Annotated in this window: 12 protein-coding genes and 1 riboswitch; of the genes, 9 read left to right on the top strand and 3 right to left on the bottom strand. The window is 65.6% G+C overall.

The features are described from left to right. The first annotated feature begins 56 nt into the window (after nucleotides 1-56). Together ASH04_RS13195 and ASH04_RS13190 are read left to right on the top strand one after the other, a co-directional pair. Entirely contained in the window at nucleotides 57-1,712 is a 1,656-nt protein-coding gene (locus ASH04_RS13195; RefSeq protein ID WP_027495892.1) for a DNA repair helicase XPB, read from the top strand. Between the two features lie 40 nt (nucleotides 1,713-1,752). Further along, nucleotides 1,753-2,442, top strand: a complete 690-nt coding sequence (locus ASH04_RS13190) for a DUF3239 domain-containing protein (protein ID WP_057473690.1) — start codon at nucleotides 1,753-1,755, stop codon at nucleotides 2,440-2,442. Here ASH04_RS13190 and ASH04_RS13185 read toward each other — a convergent pair. Next, nucleotides 2,423-3,409: an LLM class F420-dependent oxidoreductase gene (locus ASH04_RS13185; RefSeq protein ID WP_032385745.1), complete on the bottom strand. Its 987-nt coding sequence runs from the start codon at nucleotides 3,407-3,409 to the stop codon at nucleotides 2,423-2,425. The genes ASH04_RS13190 and ASH04_RS13185 overlap by 20 nt on opposite strands. Nucleotides 3,410-3,471: 62 nt before the next feature. Between ASH04_RS13185 and ASH04_RS13180 the strand changes: the two genes are divergently transcribed. Continuing rightward, complete coding sequence (locus ASH04_RS13180; protein WP_057473952.1) at nucleotides 3,472-4,644, top strand: pyridoxal phosphate-dependent aminotransferase; 1,173 nt, start codon at nucleotides 3,472-3,474, stop codon at nucleotides 4,642-4,644. Further along, a complete protein-coding gene (locus ASH04_RS13175; protein ID WP_027495889.1) occupies nucleotides 4,641-5,660 on the top strand; it encodes an AraC family transcriptional regulator in 1,020 nt (339 codons plus the stop codon). Before ASH04_RS13180 ends, ASH04_RS13175 begins: the two co-directional genes overlap by 4 nt. Nucleotides 5,661-5,672: 12 nt before the next feature. Here ASH04_RS13175 and ASH04_RS13170 read toward each other — a convergent pair whose 3' ends face one another. Continuing rightward, the gene (locus tag ASH04_RS13170; protein ID WP_057473689.1) at nucleotides 5,673-6,098 is read right to left on the bottom strand and encodes a VOC family protein; all 426 of its coding nucleotides are present in this window, start codon (nucleotides 6,096-6,098) and stop codon (nucleotides 5,673-5,675) included. Between the two features lie 58 nt (nucleotides 6,099-6,156). Here ASH04_RS13170 and ASH04_RS13165 point away from each other — a divergent pair, with 58 nt between their 5' ends. Next, a complete protein-coding gene (locus tag ASH04_RS13165) occupies nucleotides 6,157-6,777 on the top strand; it encodes an alpha-ketoglutarate-dependent dioxygenase AlkB (protein ID WP_057473688.1) in 621 nt (206 codons plus the stop codon). An 11-nt stretch (nucleotides 6,778-6,788) separates the two neighbouring features. Here ASH04_RS13165 and ASH04_RS13160 read toward each other — a convergent pair whose 3' ends face one another. Beyond that, nucleotides 6,789-7,880 carry a 3-deoxy-7-phosphoheptulonate synthase gene (locus tag ASH04_RS13160; protein WP_057473687.1) on the bottom strand — a complete coding sequence of 364 codons (1,092 nt, stop codon included), beginning with the start codon at nucleotides 7,878-7,880 and terminating at the stop codon, nucleotides 6,789-6,791. A 238-nt stretch (nucleotides 7,881-8,118) separates the two neighbouring features. Then, nucleotides 8,119-8,328: riboswitch (cobalamin riboswitch) on the top strand. A 130-nt stretch (nucleotides 8,329-8,458) separates the two neighbouring features. On the opposite strand from ASH04_RS13160, the gene metE reads away from it, so the two are divergent. From metE to ASH04_RS13140, 4 genes are all read left to right on the top strand, one after another. Further along, a complete protein-coding gene (metE, locus tag ASH04_RS13155; RefSeq protein WP_057473686.1) occupies nucleotides 8,459-10,726 on the top strand; it encodes a 5-methyltetrahydropteroyltriglutamate--homocysteine S-methyltransferase in 2,268 nt (755 codons plus the stop codon). Between the two features lie 100 nt (nucleotides 10,727-10,826). Next, nucleotides 10,827-11,879: an ABC transporter substrate-binding protein gene (locus ASH04_RS13150; RefSeq protein ID WP_032390854.1), complete on the top strand. Its 1,053-nt coding sequence runs from the start codon at nucleotides 10,827-10,829 to the stop codon at nucleotides 11,877-11,879. A gap of 97 nt (nucleotides 11,880-11,976) precedes the next feature. After that, complete coding sequence (locus ASH04_RS13145) at nucleotides 11,977-12,435, top strand: MarR family winged helix-turn-helix transcriptional regulator (RefSeq protein WP_027495883.1); 459 nt, start codon at nucleotides 11,977-11,979, stop codon at nucleotides 12,433-12,435. Next, nucleotides 12,432-12,857 carry an organic hydroperoxide resistance protein gene (locus ASH04_RS13140; RefSeq protein WP_032365872.1) on the top strand — a complete coding sequence of 142 codons (426 nt, stop codon included), beginning with the start codon at nucleotides 12,432-12,434 and terminating at the stop codon, nucleotides 12,855-12,857. The genes ASH04_RS13145 and ASH04_RS13140 overlap by 4 nt, the downstream gene beginning before the upstream one ends.

Genomic DNA, 12,857 nt, shown 5'->3' with positions numbered 1-12,857 from the left:
TGGACAATGGAGAAGTTGCGCTCTTTCGGGCGCAGCAGAAGTCTCTAGGAGGAACCGTGACCGACGGCCCGCTGATCGTCCAGTCCGACAAAACGCTGTTGCTCGAGGTCGATCACGAACTCGCGGGCGCAGCGCGGGCGGCGATCGCACCGTTCGCCGAGCTCGAACGTGCGCCCGAGCACGTGCACACCTACCGCATCACCCCGCTGGCGCTGTGGAACGCGCGCGCTGCCGGACACGATGCCGAGCAGGTGGTCGACGCACTGGTCAACTTCTCGCGCTACGCGGTACCCCAGCCGTTGCTGGTCGACATCGTCGACACGATGGCCCGATACGGCCGGTTGCAGTTGGTCAAGAGCCCGGTCCACGGTCTGGTGCTGATCAGCCTGGACCGCGCCGTGCTCACCGAAGTGATGCGGCACAAGAAGATTGCGCCCATGCTCGGCGCGATGGTGGACGAGGACACGGTCATCGTGCATCCGAGCGAACGCGGCCACGTCAAGCAGATGTTGCTCAAGATCGGCTGGCCCGCCGAGGACCTCGCCGGCTACGTCGACGGCGAAGCGCACCCGATCGAGCTCGATACCGAGGGCGGCAAGTGGACGCTGCGCGACTACCAGGAGATGGCCGCGGATTCGTTCTGGGCCGGCGGCTCCGGCGTCGTCGTGCTGCCGTGTGGTGCGGGTAAGACCATGGTCGGTGCGGCGGCGATGGCCAGGGCCAAGGCCACCACGCTGATCCTGGTCACCAACACCGTCGCCGGCAGGCAGTGGAAGCGCGAGCTCATCGCTCGCACGTCGCTCACCGAGGAGGAAATCGGCGAGTATTCGGGCGAGCGCAAAGAGATCCGCCCTGTGACAATCGCCACGTACCAGGTCATCACCCGTCGAACCAAGGGTGAGTACAAGCACCTGGAGCTGTTCGACTCCCGCGACTGGGGATTGGTGATCTACGACGAGGTGCACCTGCTCCCCGCACCGGTGTTCCGCATGACAGCCGACCTGCAGTCACGGCGTCGACTCGGCTTGACGGCCACGCTCGTCCGCGAGGACGGACGCGAGGGCGACGTCTTCTCGCTGATCGGGCCCAAGCGCTACGACGCGCCCTGGAAGGACATCGAGGCGCAGGGGTGGATCGCACCGGCCGAGTGCATCGAGGTGCGCGTCACCCTCACCGACGCCGAGCGCATGTCGTACGCGGTCGCCGAACCCGAGGAGCGCTACAAGCTCTGCTCGACGGCGCACACCAAGATCGCCGTCGTGAAGTCCATTCTGGCGAAACACCAAGACGCTCCGACGTTGGTGATCGGCGCGTACCTCGATCAGCTGAACGAACTCGGTGAAGCCCTGAACGCGCCGGTGATCCAGGGCTCGACCAAGAACAAGGAACGCGAGGTGCTGTTCGACGCCTTCCGCAAGGGTGAGATACAGACTCTGGTGGTGAGCAAGGTGGCGAACTTCTCGATCGACCTTCCCGAAGCGTCGGTGGCAGTCCAGGTTTCGGGAACGTTCGGCTCCCGGCAGGAAGAAGCCCAGCGACTGGGCCGATTGCTTCGGCCGAAACACGACGGTGGTCAGGCGCACTTCTACTCGGTGGTCTCGCGCGACACCCTGGACGCCGAATACGCCGCGCACCGGCAGCGGTTCCTCGCCGAACAGGGGTACGCGTACCGCATCACCGACGCCGACGACCTGCTCGGCCCGGCAATCTGACGCTTCGTGTCGGGATCGGCGGCGTGCTAGGAATAGCAGTGTGCGCCGATTCGAGTTCCCCGTAGACGTAGCCCACGCGAAGTCGGTCAACGAGACGTTCACCGAACTTCGCCGGCTGCGGATGTCCGCGGCGCTCACGGCAGCGGTCCTGCTGGCACTGGGGATCTGGTTCTTCTGGATCGCGACGCCGTGGTCGTACATCCTCGGCGGCGTGTTCTGCATCGGGGCGGCGACGTCCCTGTGGGTCATGGTGTGGGCACCGAAGAAGATGGGGTCCATCGAATCGCTCTACACCCGGGGCGATCTGGTTCCGGCGGTGGTGGCCGAGACGATGCCGAGCGGCGCGACGTTGCTGTCGCTGGTCGATGTCGCGAAACCAGGAGTCGACGAGCCGCACTACGTCCTGATCACGCGCGTCGTCCGTGCGCTGCCCGGCCACGCCGTCGAACGCGGTGCCGAGGTGCCTGCGGTGTCGGTGCTCGCCGATCGCGGCCGTAACACCGGTGGACGCACCTGGCAGCTGGTGTCGGCGATGCCGATCGCCTGGGGCACCACCGACGCGGCCGTCCTGGCACGCGCCGCCGCCGAGATCACCGAAGGCGAATGGGCACTGCTGCACGCCAACATCGGACTGTCGGAGAAGGTACGCAAGGCCAAGAACCAGCAGCTGCTCGTGGACCCCGCCGATCTGCCCGAGGACCTGACGCGGCCTACTGAAGAGCCGGGATGACCTCGCGCTCGAAGAGTTCGATGCCGGAGCGGTCGTAGGCAGCTTCGGGGAAGTAGAAGATTCCGTACGTCATGCCCTGCTGCTGCAGTTCGGTGAGGTTCTCGACGATCTGCTCGGGTGTTCCGACGGCGGGCATTCCGCGGTATGCGCCCAATGCCTCGTGTGCCTTCTCGGCTCCGACGTGTTCGGTCAGTCGAGCTTCGAGAGCGCGTAGCCGCTCCTGCACCTCGGCCTCCGTGGAGCCGATGGCCACGTTGTAGTTGGCCGAGCGGACGATGGCGTCGAAGTCCGTGCCGACGGTTGCGCAATGATCGCGCAGCAGAGCCGATTTGGCGGCGAAACCGGTAGGGGTTCCATCGAAGTTGGTGTAGTTCGCGTATTTCGCTGCGATCTTCAGTGTCACTTTTTCGCCGCCACCGGCGATCCACAGTGGGATGCCGCCCTCCTGCAGGGGCAGTGGGCGCACCACGGCACCGTCGATCTCGTAGTGCTTGCCGTCGAGATACACCTCGCCGGTGGTCCACGCTTGTTTGAAGATCTGCACGCCCTCGTCGAGGCGGCCCAATCGTTCACCGGCAGAGGGAAATCCGTAGCCGTAGGCGCGGAACTCGTGCTCGTGCCAACCGCCGCCGATACCCATCTCGACCCGGCCGCCGGAGATGATGTCCACTGTCGCAGCAACTTTCGCCAGGTAGGCGGGGTTGCGGTAGGACATCGCCGTGCACATCTGACCCAGTCGGATACGCGAGGTCGACGCGGCCAATGCGGACATCAGCGACCAGGCCTCGTGCGTCGCCTCGTCCGTCGCGACGGGAACGGTGTGGAAGTGGTCGTAGACCCACAGTGATTCCCACGGTCCGGCTTCGGCGGCAACCGCATGCTCGCGCAGCACACTCCACTGCTGGGCCGGATCGATCCCGACCAGATCCAGCCGCCAACCCTGAGGCACGAACATTCCGAATCGCATGACAGGCACAGTACAGACGCAGGTCCGACGCTCGCGCCGGCTGTGTGAACTACGCTGCAGGAATGTCCGAGATGTTGCCGTCGCGCACAGTGACCCGGTTGCGCCCGTTCGCATCGACCATTTTCGCCGAGATGACCGCACTCGCGGTGGCGAAGAACGCCGTCAATCTGGGGCAGGGATTCCCGGACACGGACGGACCGTCGGCCATGCTCGAGGCCGCGCGAGACGCCATCGCGAACGGCCTCAACCAGTACTCCCCCGGCCCGGGGATGCCGGTCCTGCGCGCCGCCATCTCCGACGACCGGCTCGCCCGGTTCGGACTTCGGTACGACCCCGATTCGCAGGTTCTCGTCACCGTGGGTGCCACCGAGGCCATCTCGGCGACGCTGCTCGGCTTGATCGAGGCGGGCGACGACGTGCTGTTGATCGAGCCGTTCTACGACTCCTATGCGGCCGCTGTGGCGTTGGCCGGAGCCACTCGCACGGCCGTACCCCTGGTCACCGACGGCAACGGATGGACCGTCGACACCGACGCCCTCGAACGGGCCGTGAGCCCACGAACGCGCATGCTGATCGTCAACTCGCCGCACAATCCCACCGGCACCGTGTTCGATCGCGAGACGATGATCCGTATCTCCGAGATCGCCATCGCCCACGACCTGCTCGTGCTCACCGACGAGGTGTACGAGCATCTGATCTTCGACGACGGTGTGCACACCCCGATCGCGACGCTGCCGGGGATGTTCGAGCGAACCGTCACCGTGTCCAGTGCCGCGAAGACGTTCAACGCCACCGGCTGGAAAACCGGGTGGGCGCTCGGACCGAAAGAGCTGATCGATGCGGTGCGCGCCGCCAAGCAGTTCATGAGCTTCGTCGGCGGTACCCCGTTCCAGCCCGCCGTCGCGTACGCACTCGGTCACGAGCAGGCGTGGATCGCCGCCATGCGCGACGGTCTGCAGCGCAAGCGAGACACGCTGTCCGCGGCATTGACCGAGGCGGGTGCGGACGTCAAGCACAGTGCCGGAACGTATTTCGTGTGCGCCGATATCGCACCGATCGGCCGCGGTGATGCGTACGAGTTCTGTCGCACCCTGCCCGATCTCGTGGGCGTCGCCGCGGTACCGGTGACTGCCTTCGTCGACGAGCCTGCGCCGTGGAAGTCGTTGGTGCGCTTCGCTTTCTGCAAGCAGGACCACGTGCTCGCCGATGCCGCCGAGAGGTTACGGCGATTGTGACTGCGCAACCGACGATTCCGGCGTACTTCGTCAGGCAAGCCGTCGACCTCGCGGCCAACGGCGGAGTGGACCTGACGTACCCGTTGTCGATGGCCGGGATCGGAACCACCATTCTCGACGACCCGGCGGAGCGGCTCACCACCCGACAGGTCACCGCGTTCACCCAGGCCGTCTGGGCGATGACCGGCGACGAACTCTTCGGACTCGCCGCAGTTCCCGTGCGGCGCGGCAGTTTTCGGGTGGTGTGTCAGACGTTGATACACACGGAGAATCTGTGGGCAGCGCTGATTCGAATGTCCGAGACCATGCGCGTGCTCATTCCGGTGAAACCGATGACGCTGGATCGAACCGAGCAGTCGACGGTTCTGACGGTGCACGTCGAAGCCACGACCGACCTCAGCCCCGAAGCGAACGAGCTCGCCGAGCGATTGCTGACCGACTTCCTGTTGATTCTGCTGCATCGGTTCGCGGCGTGGCTGATCGGTAACCGGGTCAAACTCCTGTCGGTTCAGTTGCCCTATGCACTGCCCGGGCCCGAGGCCGGGAAGATGTACGACACCATATTCGGAACTCATGTGCAGTTCGGATCCGACCGCGCCGCACTGGAATTCGACACCGCGCTCATGCGCGCCCCGATAGTGCAGACCGAGGCCACACTGGCCGAGTACCTCGCGGAGTCACCCAACCTGCTGTTCTCGTCGAGGGACTACGACAGCACTGCGTCGAGTCAGGTCCGAAGGGCCCTGGAGACCGGATTCAGAGGCGGTACGCCGGCTACCGAAGAGATTGCGGCCATGCTCAACATCAGCCCGCCGCATCTGCGCCGCGTCCTTCGCCAGGAAGGCACCTCCATCAATCAGCTCCGCGAGGAGGTTCTGCGCGACGCGGCCATCTCGGGGTTGAGCCGCGGCGACAGCGTGGACGACATCTCGGCCCGCCTGGGCTTCTCCGAACCGAGCGCATTCCGCCGGGCCTTCAAGCGCTGGACCGGGCAAACTCCCGGCGCGTATCGATAGAGCTCGGCGCGATCAGCTGACGCAGAACTCGTTGCCCTCGGGATCGGTCATGGTGATCCAGGTGCTGGGCCCTTGCTGCCCGCGATGCAGTACCGACGCGCCTCGACCTTCGAGTGCGGTCACCACCGCCTCGCGTCCGTCACCGACGCGAACGTCGAGATGGAGTCGGTTCTTCACGGACTTCGATTCGGGTACCGCCTGAAACAGCACCCGCGGGGTGCCCGGAGATTCCGGATCGGTGATGCCCTGGCCTGCTCGCCACACCAGAACGCCGTCGAACACGGTCGTGTCCTCCTCTCGGGCGTGGCCTGCCGCAACCATCTCGCGAATGAACTCCTCGTTGCTGGGTTCGACCTGCCAGCCGAGAGTCTGTGCCCACCATGCCGCGAGCGCATGCGGGTCGACACTGTCCACGACGACCTGAAATCGGTAACCCATGCGAGAACGATACCGCCGGGAGCTGGCAATGGGAACACCTGTTCGATACAGTCGAGTCATGTCGCTCGCGATGCAAGGTTCGCTGTTCGGTGACGACGACGGTGGCGTCGGGTCGCTGCAGTCCGTCACCCGCCGCGAGCTGACGCTCGGTGCCTGGGTCGATGTGCGGCCGGGCTGGTTGTCCGACAGCGACCTCTTCGATTCGCTGGTCACCGACGTCGACTGGCGCGCCGAACGCAGGCAGATGTACGACCGCGTGGTCGATGTGCCGCGCCTGGTTCGGTACTACGCCGAGCGGGAGCACTGGCCGCATGCGGCACTGTACGAGGCCCGCGATGCACTGGACGACCACTACCGAACCGAGCTCGGGGAGTCGTTCGCCACCGCGGGACTGTGTTACTACCGCGACGGGTCCGACAGCGTCGCCTGGCACGGCGACAACATCGGCCGCAGCGCCACCGAGGACACGATGGTGGCGATCGTATCGCTCGGTGCGACAAGACAACTCATGCTCCGTCCCCGCGGCGGCGGGACCTCTCTGAAATTCACCCTCGGTCACGGCGACCTGGTGGTGATGGGCGGGTCCTGTCAACGGACCTGGGAGCATGCAATTCCCAAATCGACCCGCGCGGTCGGCCCACGCATCAGCGTGCAATTTCGACCGCGCGGGGTTCGGTAACGCACGACGCGTCAGCGCGCGGTGTTCGAGGCCCGACGTGTCTCGACGGCCGCCGCGAGAGTGGCCAATTGCGTTGCCGTCGTGTCCCAGTCGAGGCATGCATCGGTGATGGACTGGCCGTACACGAGCTCGTCGCGGTGGCCGAGCTCGAGGTCCTGACGCCCCGCGACGAGGAAGCTCTCGAGCATCAGCCCGACAATTCCGTGCTCGCCGGCCGCGACCCTGGTGGCCACGTCGGTGACGACGTCCACCTGCTTGTTGTGGTCCTTACGGCTGTTGCCGTGGCTGGCATCGATGACAACTCGCTCCGGCAACCCCGACTTACGCAGGCGGGCAACGGTATCGGCCACGGACTCGGCGTCGTAGTTCGGTCCGTCGACGCCGCCGCGCAGGATGACGTGGCAATCGGGGTTTCCGACGGTCCTGATCAAGGCCGCCTTGCCGTCGAGATCGGTTCCGGGGAAGACGTGGCTCGCCGCGGCGGCGCGGGTTCCGTCCACGGCGACCTGGATGTCACCTTCGGTCGAGTTCTTGATGCCTACCGGCATCGACAAGGCGCTGCACAGCTGCCGGTGCACCTGGCTGGCGGCGGTCCGTGCTCCGATGGCACCGTAGCTGACCAGGTCCGCAATGTACTGCGGGGTGATCGGGTCGAGGAATTCGCAGCCGACGGGCAGGCCGAGCGCCGAGATGTCCAGCAGCAGCTGGCGTCCCACTCGAAGACCTTCGTTGATATCGAAGCTGCCGTCGAGGTGCGGATCGTTGATCAGACCCTTCCAGCCGAGCGTCGTCCGCGGCTTCTCGAAGTAGACCCGCATGACGATGTGCAGTCGATCGCCCAGCTCGGCTGCCGTGGCGGCGAGGCGTCGGGCGTAGTCGAGGGCAGCGTCGGTGTCGTGCACCGAACACGGGCCGACCACGACGATCAGTCGGTCGTCACGGCCGTCGAGAATGTCGACGACACCGGAGCGTCCGGTACGAACACTCGCCGAGATCGCGTCGTCCACCGCGTGCTCGCGGCGTACGACCGACGGCGCGACCAGCGGACTGATGCTGATCGTGCGCTGATCGTCGAGTGACGGGGTGTCGAGGGAGAGCGTCATGAGAGGGTTTCCTGTTCCCAGGCCGGCTCCGCATGCTCCACGCGCACTTCGAGCCGGTCTGTATCCGGCTCGTGGGGTGGAGGGTCAGCGCATGGCGTCGCTGGCTGACCCACCCGGGGCCGGCCTGCTAAACCAGAAATACGTGCGCTGCATGAAGAGCACCGTAACAGACTCTCCCGTGATGCATCTATGCTCGTCCCTGCAGTCGGTTCGCCAGGTGGTCATGAGGAGCCCCGAAGTTCACCTCGGCGTCGAGCGGTGCGTGCAGTCACGGCGCATCGCGAGAGGGAACCCGGTGAGAATCCGGGACTGTCCCGCAGCGGTATGCAGGAACGACCGCCGTCATCACGCACTGAAGAAGCCTCTTCGGGAAGCGACGGCCAGTAGGAGTGGGCTCTTCGTCCGCGCGCCTGCAAGTCCGAATACCTGCCCTCTGTGCTGTGCACGCCGTGTGCAGCGGTTCACCGCCTCGTGGAATGGGCGCGTAACCCTGGTATGGCTGTGGTCAGGGCTCACCGGGATCTGCGCGCCCGTGAAGACGGTGCACCACCCACGTGTAGTCACCCTGGAGATCAACTGTGAACAACGATTTCACCGCCACCGTGCTCGGTTCGGCTCGCATCGGACCCAACCGAGAACTGAAGAAAGCCGTCGAATCCTATTGGGCCGGGAAGCTCGATGCCGAGGCCCTCGAATCGGTCGCGAAGAATCTTCGCGAGAACGACTGGCGCACACTCGCAGCCGGGCTCGATTCCGTTCCGGTGAACACCTTTTCGTACTACGACCAGATGCTCGACACTGCGGCCCTCCTCGGAGCGTTGCCACCGCGAGTCGAGGCGGTCGAAGGTGAACTCGATCGGTACTTCGCCGCCGCCCGCGGCACCGAGACCATCGTCCCGCTCGAAATGACCAAATGGTTCGACACCAATTACCACTACCTCGTGCCCGAGATCTCGCCGGAGACCACGTTCTCCCTGCACCCGGACAAGGTGCTCGGCGAGGTGAACGAGGCTCGTGCACTGGGGATCCCGGCACGTCCGGTGATCATCGGACCGGTCACCTTCCTGTTGCTGTCCAAGTCCGTCGGCTCCTCCGATTCGCTGCTGGGACGGGTGGACGAACTGATACCGCTCTACGACCGTCTGCTCGAACTCCTCGCCGCAGCCGGAGCCGAGTGGGTCCAGATCGACGAACCGGCGCTGGTGCGCGATCTCGACGACGAGACCGTCGCAGCGGCGACCCGATGCTTCGAGCAACTCGCAGCCTCGCAGACCCGCCCGGCCATTCTGCTGGCGTCCTACTTCGGCGACCTGGGCGGCGCGCTGCCCGCAGTGGCGTCCACCGGGATCGAGGGCCTGGCCGTCGATCTGACCGTTCCTGGTGTGGCCGAGCAACTTGCAGCTACTCGCGCTACCTCGACGATGCTCGTCGTGGCCGGCGTCGTCGACGGACGCAACGTCTGGCGCACCGATCTCGACGCCGCGCTCGAGACACTGTACGAGGTCGGCAGACATGCGCGCGCAGTGGCGGTGTCGTCGTCGTGCTCGCTGCTCCACGTTCCCTATTCGTTGGACGCCGAACCTCAGCTCGAACCGACACTGCGGTCGTGGCTGGCGTTCGGGAACGAGAAGATCACCGAGGTCTCGGTGCTCGCGCGCGCACTCCAGGGCGGAACAGCCGGGGAAACCGATCGATTCGTGTCGGACCGATTCGAGTCGGCCCGCGCGGCTCTGGAGTCGCGGAGACACGATGCACGGCTGCACGATCCGGCAATCCGTACGCGCGTGACCAGCGCTGCCGGCCGTGACCGCAGCCCAGGAGACGTCCGCCGCGTCGTGCAGTCCGAGCATCTCTCGCTCCCTGTTCTGCCGACGACGACCATCGGCTCCTTCCCACAGACGAGCACGATCCGCCGCGCGCGGGCGGCACTGCGCAGCGGCACCGTCGACGAGGCGGAGTACGTGCGGCAGATGCGCGCGGAGATCGCCGATGTCGTTGCACTGCAGGAGCGTCTGGGGTTGGACGTGCTCGTCCACGGCGAGCCCGAACGAAACGACATGGTGCAGTACTTCGCCGAGCAACTCGACGGATTCGTCGTGACCGCCAACGGCTGGGTGCAGTCGTACGGGTCACGGTGCGTGCGACCACCGATCCTGTACGGCGACGTCTCGCGCCCGGCACCGATGACGGTGGAGTGGGCGACGTACGCGCAGTCACTGACCGACAAACCGGTCAAGGGCATGCTGACCGGTCCGGTGACCATTCTCGCGTGGTCGTTCGTCCGAGACGACATCCCGGCCGCCGAGTCGGCAGCTCAGATCGCCTCGGCGATTCGAGACGAGACGATCGACCTGGAGTCGGCGGGGATCCGCATCGTCCAGGTGGACGAGCCCGCGCTTCGCGAACTGTTACCGCTGCGCTCGAAGGACACTGCAGCGTATCTGGATTGGGCCGTCCGATCGTTTCGTATCGCGACGTCCGGCGTCGACGACGCGACACAGATCCACACGCACCTGTGCTATTCCGAGTTCGGTCAGGTCATCGACGCCATCGTCGCCCTGGACGCCGACGTGACGTCCATCGAGGCCGCACGCTCGCGCATGGAGGTGCTCGACGACCTCACTGCGGTCGGCTTCGCACTCGACGTGGGGCCCGGTGTCTACGACATCCATTCGCCGCGAGTTCCGACGGTCGCCGAGATCACCGAGTCGCTCCGCGCGGCGGCCGAGGCAGTTCCCCTCGAACGGCTCTGGGTCAATCCGGACTGCGGACTGAAGACACGGGGCCCGGCCGAGGTCGAGCAGTCGTTGAGAAACATGGTGCTGGCCGCGGCAGCGCTGCGCTGACCCCATGTGAGCGGAACTTCGACCCCTGCTACGAAGTTCCGCTCACGTGGTCGCCAGGCTAGGGTTACCTATCCATGCCCGCTCGGTGAAAGAGATCGAAGTGAAACGTCTGCTCGTCGCCACTGCCCTCGTCGCAGTCGCAGCTCTGACCACCGTCGCGTGCGGCGACAGCGGCGGGCAGACACCGAGCACCGCCACCCCTCCCACCTCCAACACCGACGCCGCATCGGACTCACCGGGCCCCACCGGCATTCCCGACGGAATGGGTTCGGGTGCCGCCGACGGCGAGTTCCCGCGCACCGTCGGGCATTTCGGCGGATCCACCGACGTCCCCGCCGAACCGAAGAAGATCGTGGTGATCGCCACCGGCCAGCTCGACGCCGCATTGACGCTGGGCGTGATCCCTACCGGTGCGGCCTACGGCGACGGTGCCGATCTGGTGCCCGACTACATCAGCTTCTCGTTCCCCCAGTACGCGGACCAACTGACGCAGATGGCAGATCTGGGCAACCGCCAGAGCGTCGACATCGAGGCCGTCGCCGCCGCCGAACCCGACCTCATCCTGGCCAACAAGACCGGCTCGGAAGACATCTACGCGACGCTGTCGGCCATCGCGCCGACCGTATTGACCGAGGGCACCGGCGTGAACTGGAAGCAGGACTTCCTTCTTCTCGCGGATGCACTGGGACGCACCGAGCAGGCGCAAGGGTTCCTGGACACATTCGCGTCCGACGCTCGCGCACTGGGTGATTCGGTCTCCAACGGCGGCGGATCCGGGGGCGCTCCGACGGTGTCGTTCGTCCGCTTCACCGCAGACCGGGCACGCGTGTTCGGCGTCGCGTCGTTCGCTGGATTCATCGCCTCGGACGCTGGGCTGGCGCGCCCGCCCAGCCAGCAATTCGACAAGACCTCGCAGGACTTCAGCGAGGAAGAGATCCAGTTGGCGAACGCCGATTGGGTATTCGTCTCCAGCCAGGACGCGGGAGCCGATTCGAGCGCTGCGTCGTACACCACCAATCCATTGTGGACCGGGATGAGCGCGGCAACACAGAACCACATCGTGCGCGTCGACGACGACCCGTGGTACCTCAACGCCGGCCCCACGGCGGCGACCATCGTGCTCGACGGCCTGAGAAACGCTCTGCAGAGCTGACCCCCATGTGAGTGACACTTCGTAGCAGGCTACGAAGTTCCACTCACATCGGGCGGATAGGTTGCGCACAACTTAACCGTGCGCTACCGTTCTTCTCGTGACCAACGAACTCGCACTCGATCGTCAGGTGTGCTTCGCGCTGTACTCCGCTTCGCGGGCTACCACCGCGGTGTATCGCCCGATGCTCGACAAGTTGGGCGTCACGTACCCGCAGTACCTGGTTCTGCTGGTGCTGTGGGAGAAGGACGGGCGCGGCGTCAAGGACATCTGTGCCGAACTCGACCTCGACACCGGCACGCTCTCGCCGATGCTCAAGCGACTCGAAGGTCTCGGTTTCATCGAGCGTCGACGACTGAGCACCGACGAACGCCGCGTCGAGATCCACCTCACCGAGACCGGTAGCGCCATGCGCGCGAAGGCACTCGACCTCCCCCGCAAGCTGGCCGAGAAGACCGGCATGGGAGTCGACGATCTCGTCAGGCTCAAGGAATCGCTCGACGCATTGACGAGCGCTCTGCATCACACCGATTCGCGCACGACAGAAGGAGAATCATGAAGACCATCTACACCGCTGAAGCTCTCGCCACCGGCGAAGGACGTAACGGCCACGCCCGCACCTCCGACGGACGTCTCGACCTCGATCTCGCCATCCCGGAGGCCATGGGCGGCAGCGGAAACGGCACCAACCCCGAGCAGCTGTTCGCAGCCGGCTACGCCGCGTGCTTCCACTCCGCACTGCAGATGGTGGCGCGTCAGGACAAGGCCGACGTCACCGATTCGGCCGTCGGCGCTCGTGTCGACATCGGCCCCAACGACCAAGGCGGCTTCCAGCTCGCAGTCACCCTCGAGGTGACTCTGCCGAACCTGAGCCGCGAGAACGCACAGGCACTGGCCGACAAGGCACATCAGGTCTGCCCGTACTCCAACGCCACCCGCGGCAACATCGACGTCACCGTCACCGTCACCGAAGACGAGTAA

It is taken from the genome of Rhodococcus sp. Leaf233, from assembly GCF_001426165.1.
Classification (GTDB): domain Bacteria; phylum Actinomycetota; class Actinomycetes; order Mycobacteriales; family Mycobacteriaceae; genus Rhodococcoides; species Rhodococcoides fascians.
This window is presented reverse-complemented; position numbering and strand designations above follow the sequence as displayed.

Bases quoted from the DNA above. Each gene is read 5' to 3' on its own strand.
- ASH04_RS13185 (WP_032385745.1), bottom strand. From the start codon at position 3,409: ATGCGATTCGGAATGTTCGTGCCTCAGGGTTGGCGGCTGGATCTGGTC.
- ASH04_RS13180 (WP_057473952.1), top strand. From the start codon at position 3,472: ATGTCCGAGATGTTGCCGTCGCGCACAGTGACCCGGTTGCGCCCGTTC.
- ASH04_RS13170 (WP_057473689.1), bottom strand. From the start codon at position 6,098: ATGGGTTACCGATTTCAGGTCGTCGTGGACAGTGTCGACCCGCATGCG.
- ASH04_RS13165 (WP_057473688.1), top strand. From the start codon at position 6,157: ATGTCGCTCGCGATGCAAGGTTCGCTGTTCGGTGACGACGACGGTGGC.
- ASH04_RS13160 (WP_057473687.1), bottom strand. From the start codon at position 7,880: ATGACGCTCTCCCTCGACACCCCGTCACTCGACGATCAGCGCACGATC.
- ASH04_RS13140 (WP_032365872.1), top strand. From the start codon at position 12,432: ATGAAGACCATCTACACCGCTGAAGCTCTCGCCACCGGCGAAGGACGT.